This window comes from Thermogemmatispora sp. (assembly GCF_019683755.1).
GTDB lineage: Bacteria > Chloroflexota > Ktedonobacteria > Ktedonobacterales > Ktedonobacteraceae > Thermogemmatispora.
This window is the reverse complement of record NZ_JADGHT010000324.1, coordinates 1-5,282: the sequence shown is the minus strand read 5'-3', so window position 1 is coordinate 5,282 and position 5,282 is coordinate 1. Positions and strand designations below refer to the sequence as shown.

At 60.5% G+C, this 5,282-nt stretch carries 4 protein-coding genes; all 4 read left to right on the top strand.

Annotation, left to right across the window (positions count from 1 at the left end):
* Positions 1 to 524 (top strand): MerR family transcriptional regulator (locus IRZ24_RS16400; RefSeq protein WP_297166439.1); only part of this gene is annotated, 524 nt, incomplete at its 5' end.
* A gap of 408 nt (positions 525 to 932) precedes the next feature.
* Entirely contained in the window at positions 933 to 1,502 is a 570-nt protein-coding gene (locus IRZ24_RS16395) for a nucleotide exchange factor GrpE (RefSeq protein ID WP_297166436.1), read from the top strand.
* 239 nt (positions 1,503 to 1,741) lie between these two features.
* The gene (dnaK, locus tag IRZ24_RS16390) at positions 1,742 to 3,649 is read left to right on the top strand and encodes a molecular chaperone DnaK (protein ID WP_297166433.1); all 1,908 of its coding nucleotides are present in this window, start codon (positions 1,742 to 1,744) and stop codon (positions 3,647 to 3,649) included.
* Positions 3,650 to 4,251: 602 nt separating this feature from the next.
* Positions 4,252 to 5,184 carry a DnaJ C-terminal domain-containing protein gene (locus IRZ24_RS16385; RefSeq protein ID WP_297166430.1) on the top strand — a complete coding sequence of 311 codons (933 nt, stop codon included), beginning with the start codon at positions 4,252 to 4,254 and terminating at the stop codon, positions 5,182 to 5,184.
* Positions 5,185 to 5,282: the final 98 nt, after the last annotated feature.

Genomic DNA, 5,282 nt, shown 5'->3' with positions numbered 1-5,282 from the left:
TGCCTCCGCACATGTTGCGACGCTATGGAGGAGAGCTGGAAAAAGCGGGCCTCCTGGAGCCGGCGCGTCAAAGCGGCAAGAATCGCCTCTACTCCGATAATGATCTGGCCATCCTTGAAGAGGTGGCCGAATTATATGAGCAGGGAGTGAACGCGGTCGGCATCCGCTATATCATGCAGATTCGCAAGCATGTCCGCGTTCTGCAGCAGGAGATTCAGGAGGCGCGAGAGGCGCAGATGCGTGCTGAGAACGCACTGCGTGAGATGCGCCGGCTATTCGAAGTGCTGGGGCTGGGCGAGGTTGGAGAAGGCTCTGGTGTACGCATCGAAGTGCGCCCGGCCCTGAGTGAGCAGGCCGGCGGGGGCGAGCAGCGCAGCACGCAGGAGACAGAGGGCGGACAGACAGACGCGACAGGGCAGCCGTCGCAGCCCCTTGCTCGCATCAGGCTAGCGCAGGCAGATCAGCACTCCGCTGATGCTGATCCCGCCGAGCGAGCGGTAGGCTCTGAGTCGGCGCGGGAGTAGGCAGAGTGGAAGGAGAGAGGGCCTGTGGCAGAGGGTAGGCTGCCTGCCTGTGCGCACGCTGTGCCGGCCCGGCTCCGATGGCGCTCGCCCCGACGCAAGAGGAGCGTCAGCAGGTAGGTAATGGGGCCAACGAGGAGGTGCCTGGAAACCTGAGCAGCCGGCAGCCTCGGCAGGCGTGTTCTGGGCGCAAAAGAGAGATCGCAGAGGCCAAAGCCAGACAAGATTCGTATTTATCTGATCTTTGTCTGAGGAGATGCCTAGCAGCTCAGTGAGCGTTTGACAGCTTATGATAAAGTTAAGAGTTACAGGTCAGACATCGCGCGAGGCGCCTGGTCGGGAGCAGCCGCAAAGCGCCGGGGAAGGTACCCGAGCAATACCGGCCTCGTCTTCGCGCTAAGGAGGCAGGAAATGTGGCATCAAGGGCAGGAGCGACAGCAGGAAGCCAAGCCACAGCAGGCCGTGGAGGATGATAAAGCGCAACTGGTCAGTCGCCTGGAGCGCGAGCTAGCCGCGGAACAGCGGCGATCCGAGGAGTACCTGGATATGCTGCGTCGCTCTCAGGCCGATTTCATCAACTATCGGCGCCGTGTAGGACAGGAGCAAGAAGAGGCCAGTCTCAGTGCTCAGATCGCGCTCCTGCGGCGTCTGCTACCCGTGCTCGATGATCTGGGGCGTGCTTTGAGCGCCACCCCCCCTGAGCTGGCTCATCAGCCCTGGGTGCAGGGGCTGCATCTAGTGGCTCGGCGCCTCGCCAGCACGCTGGCCGAGTTGGGCATTCGTCAAATCGGGCGTCAGGGCGAGCAATTTGATCCTCGCCTTCATGAGGCCGTGGCTCTCGACACCCAGGCCAGCGCTGCCGAGGGCACCGTGCTCCAGATTGTGCGCCCCGGCTATATGCTGGGTGAACGCATTGTTCGCCCAGCTCAGGTCGTCGTGGCTGGCTCGCCGCCAACTCCTTCTTCACCGTCTGCTCCCTGACGGCCTGGCCATATCTGACGGTTTAGGTAAATTGACTTGACAGTTTTTGTGATATGTGATACAAGTACTGACAGAGACCTGCCCTGCTATGGCTAGTGACGTAGGAACGACCGCGTTGGAGTGACGAACGGACGAGACGACAGAGAAAGCTTGAAGGAAGCGTAAGCTTGAGTGGTGTGAGGAGGGCCGCCAGCACACGCAAGTGCGGTTGCTCCTCCACTTAAGGAGGGATTGTAGCGATGGCTAAAGTGATTGGTATTGACCTAGGGACGACCAACTCGGTGGTGGCAGTGATGGAGGCGGGCGAGCCGGTGGTCCTGGAAAATAGTGAAGGCTCGCGCCTGACCCCCTCAGTGGTGGCGGTGACTAAGACTGGTGAGCGGCTGGTGGGGCAGCTTGCCAAGCGCCAGGCGATCACCAACCCGGAGAACACGATCTATTCCGTAAAGCGTTTGATGGGGCGCCGCTATGACGATCCCGAGGTCCAGCGCACCATGAAGCTGGTCCCTTACAAGATCACCAAGGCCCCCAATGGTGATGCGCGTGTCGTGATGGGAGGCCGGGAGTACAGCCCGCCGGAGATCTCGGCGATGATTCTGCAGAAGCTGAAGCTAGATGCCGAGGCGAAGCTGGGCGAGAAGATTACGCAGGCAGTGATTACGGTACCGGCCTACTTCAACGACTCGCAGCGCCAGGCAACGAAGGATGCTGGTAAGATTGCGGGTCTGGAGGTCCTGCGCATCATTAACGAGCCAACGGCGGCCTCGCTGGCCTACGGTCTTGATAAGAAGAAGGATGAGATCATTGCCGTCTACGATCTGGGCGGCGGTACCTTCGATATCTCGATCCTGCAGCTCGGCGATGGTGTCTTCGAAGTGAAGGCCACCAATGGTGATACACATCTGGGTGGCGATGACTTTGATCAGCGCATCATCGACTGGATGGCTGACGAGTTCCGCAAGGAGCACGGTATTGATCTGCGTCAGGACCGCATGGCTCTGCAGCGTCTAAAGGAGGCTGCTGAGCGCGCGAAGATTGAGCTGTCCAGCTCACTGCAGACGGAGATCAATCTCCCCTTCATTAGCGCCGATGCCAGTGGCCCCAAGCATCTGATGATGACGCTCTCGCGGGCCAAGCTGGAGCAGCTTGTCAGTGATCTGATCGAGCGCACGCGTGGACCTGTGATGCAGGCTCTGGCTGATGCCGGCATTCGCCCCAATGATGTCGATGAGGTGGTGCTGGTTGGTGGTCAGACCCGCATGCCGGCGGTCATTGAAATGGTGCGTCGCCTCTTTGGCAAGGAGCCGCATAAGGGTGTTAACCCGGACGAAGTGGTGGCCATCGGTGCGGCTATTCAGGCCGGCGTGCTCAAGGGTGAAGTGCGCGATGTCTTGCTGCTCGATGTGACGCCGCTGTCGCTCGGTGTTGAGACGCTGGGCGGCGTGATGACAAAGCTGATTGAGCGCAATACGACGATCCCAACGCGCAAGACAGAGCTGTTTAGCACAGCGGAAGATAATCAGACGGCGGTTGAGATCCACGTCCTGCAGGGTGAGCGCGAATTGGCGCGCGATAACAAGAGCCTAGGTCGCTTCCGCCTGGAGGGTATCCCGCCTGCGCCGCGTGGTGTGCCGCAGATCGAAGTGACCTTTGATATCGATGCTAATGGTATTCTGAATGTCTCGGCACGTGATAAGGCCACCGGGCGTGAGCAGAAGATTACCATCACGGCTTCCAGCGGCCTCAGCAAGGAGGAAGTGGAGCGCATGGTGCGTGAGGCCGAGCAGTATGCGGAAGAGGATCGGCGCCGCCGTGAGGAGATTGAGCTGCGCAACCGTGCCGATAGTGTGGCCTATCAGGCTGAGCGGACCTTGCGCGATATGGGTGATAAGGTCTCGGCTAGCCTGCGCAGCGAGGTCGAGAGCAAGATCGCGGCAGTACGCGATGCCCTCAAGGGCAGTGATGTCTCGCGGGTGCGCAGTACGCTGGATGAATTGGAACGCGCGCTGTCGCGTATCGGCCAGGAGATCTATAGCCAGGCTGGTGCTGGCGCCGGCGCGGGCACAAGCGGCGGTTCGTCCTCTGGCTCCAATCCCTCGGATGGCGGTGACTCTGGACCCATCGAGGGCGAGTATCGTGAGGTCTGAACCGCTCGCCGGGGTATCTCGTCCGTCCTGATACCTCGGACCGGACCTCATTGGCGCTTGCTCTGCGCCAGGCGGCCCCGCCTCGCCTTCTCCGGCTAGCATAGCCTCCAGTCAGTACCGATAAGCCAGCCAGCCGGCTTGGTCGGGCCTTGGGTGCTCGGCCTTAACGAACGTTGCTCGCTCTTAGGCCGGTTGGCTGGCTGACTGGCTGACTGACTGATGTGCGGCACCAGACTGCTCACCAACCAGGCTGTCTCCTCTCTGCAGCAGACTGACGCTGGCAGCTCTGCCCGCCTCGTGCTGCAGCCTCGTGCAATTGGGGCCTGCGTCAGATTGTGAGTGAAGGTGCAGATGCGTTCGTCTGCCAGCTCGTTCGCCCGCGAAGGCTCCTTCCCTGCGCGTGCGATCTCCCTCTCTTCCCTGTGCGGGAAGGGGTATGCTTCTGGCGGAGAGATGCTCATCGCTGCTCTGTTAATGGTCGTGCCCATTCATGGTACGCAACCTGCAGGTTCCTGACTGGCTGGGGAGTGAGATAGTTGCTTGATTGGTTGACCAGGTGGTTAAACGGCCTGTAGCTCACATCTTCCTGGGGGGAGGCACCTATGGCTGTCGATTATAAAGACTATTACAAGATACTGGGTGTAGATCGTAACGCCGACGATAAGACTATTCGGCAGGCTTACCGCAAGCTGGCACGTCAGTATCATCCTGATGTCAATCCAGGAGATAAGGCGGCGGAAGAACGCTTCAAGGAGATCAATGAGGCCTATGAGGTCTTATCTGATCCCGAGAAGCGCAAGAAGTATGATGAGCTGAGCAGCTATTATCAGCGCTATGGACGCTGGCCGGGTGCCTCTGGCTCTGGCGGATATCGCTATCAGACGATCACCGAAGAGGATCTGGAAGATCTGCTCGGTGGAGCTTCGCCCTTCTCCGATTTCTTTGAAATGTTCTTTGGCAGCCCCTTCGGCGGGCGTGCGCGGACGGGTCGCACCGTTGGGCGTCAGGCTCCCTTTGGGCGCGACGTGGAGTCGGTGTTAGAGGTCTCGTTAGCTGAGGCCTACGATGGCGCCACGCGCATGATCGAGTTGGAGGATATCGATGGTAGCCGCCGCCGCCTGGAGGTTAAGATACCTGCCGGTGTCGAGGATGGGGCTCGCATCCGTATCCCTGGTCAGGGGCTGCAGGGCGCTGCCGGGCGCGGCGACCTCTATCTGCGCATCCATGTCCGGCCTGATCCGCGTTTTTCCCGTGAGGGCACGACATTGCGCACGCGGGTGGATGTTCCGCTGGTAACGGCCATGCTAGGTGGCGAGGTGGAGGTGCCTACACCGTCAGGCCGTCGCCTGCTGCTGAAGATCCCGCCGGAAACTCCCAATGGCAAGTCTTTCCGCCTGCGTGGCCAAGGCATGCCGGTGCTGGGGCAGCCGGATCAGCGTGGCGACCTTTACGCTGAGGTGAATGTGGTTCTGCCGACTCATCTGACGGCGGAACAGCGGCGCCTCTTTGAGGCCTTCGCTCGCTCGCTGCAGTAATTGCCTGAGTGCTCTGGTCTGCAGCGGCGAAGGAGGGATTTTGTCTCTCTGGCTGCGGAGCGTGCTTATGGCCAGGGGGTCGGGTCGGTGGGTAAGTA

Excerpts from the sequence above, each read along its gene's own strand:
- IRZ24_RS16395 (WP_297166436.1), top strand. The coding sequence starts at position 933 with ATGTGGCATCAAGGGCAGGAGCGACAGCAGGAAGCCAAGCCACAGCAG.
- dnaK (WP_297166433.1), top strand. The coding sequence starts at position 1,742 with ATGGCTAAAGTGATTGGTATTGACCTAGGGACGACCAACTCGGTGGTG.
- IRZ24_RS16385 (WP_297166430.1), top strand. The coding sequence starts at position 4,252 with ATGGCTGTCGATTATAAAGACTATTACAAGATACTGGGTGTAGATCGT.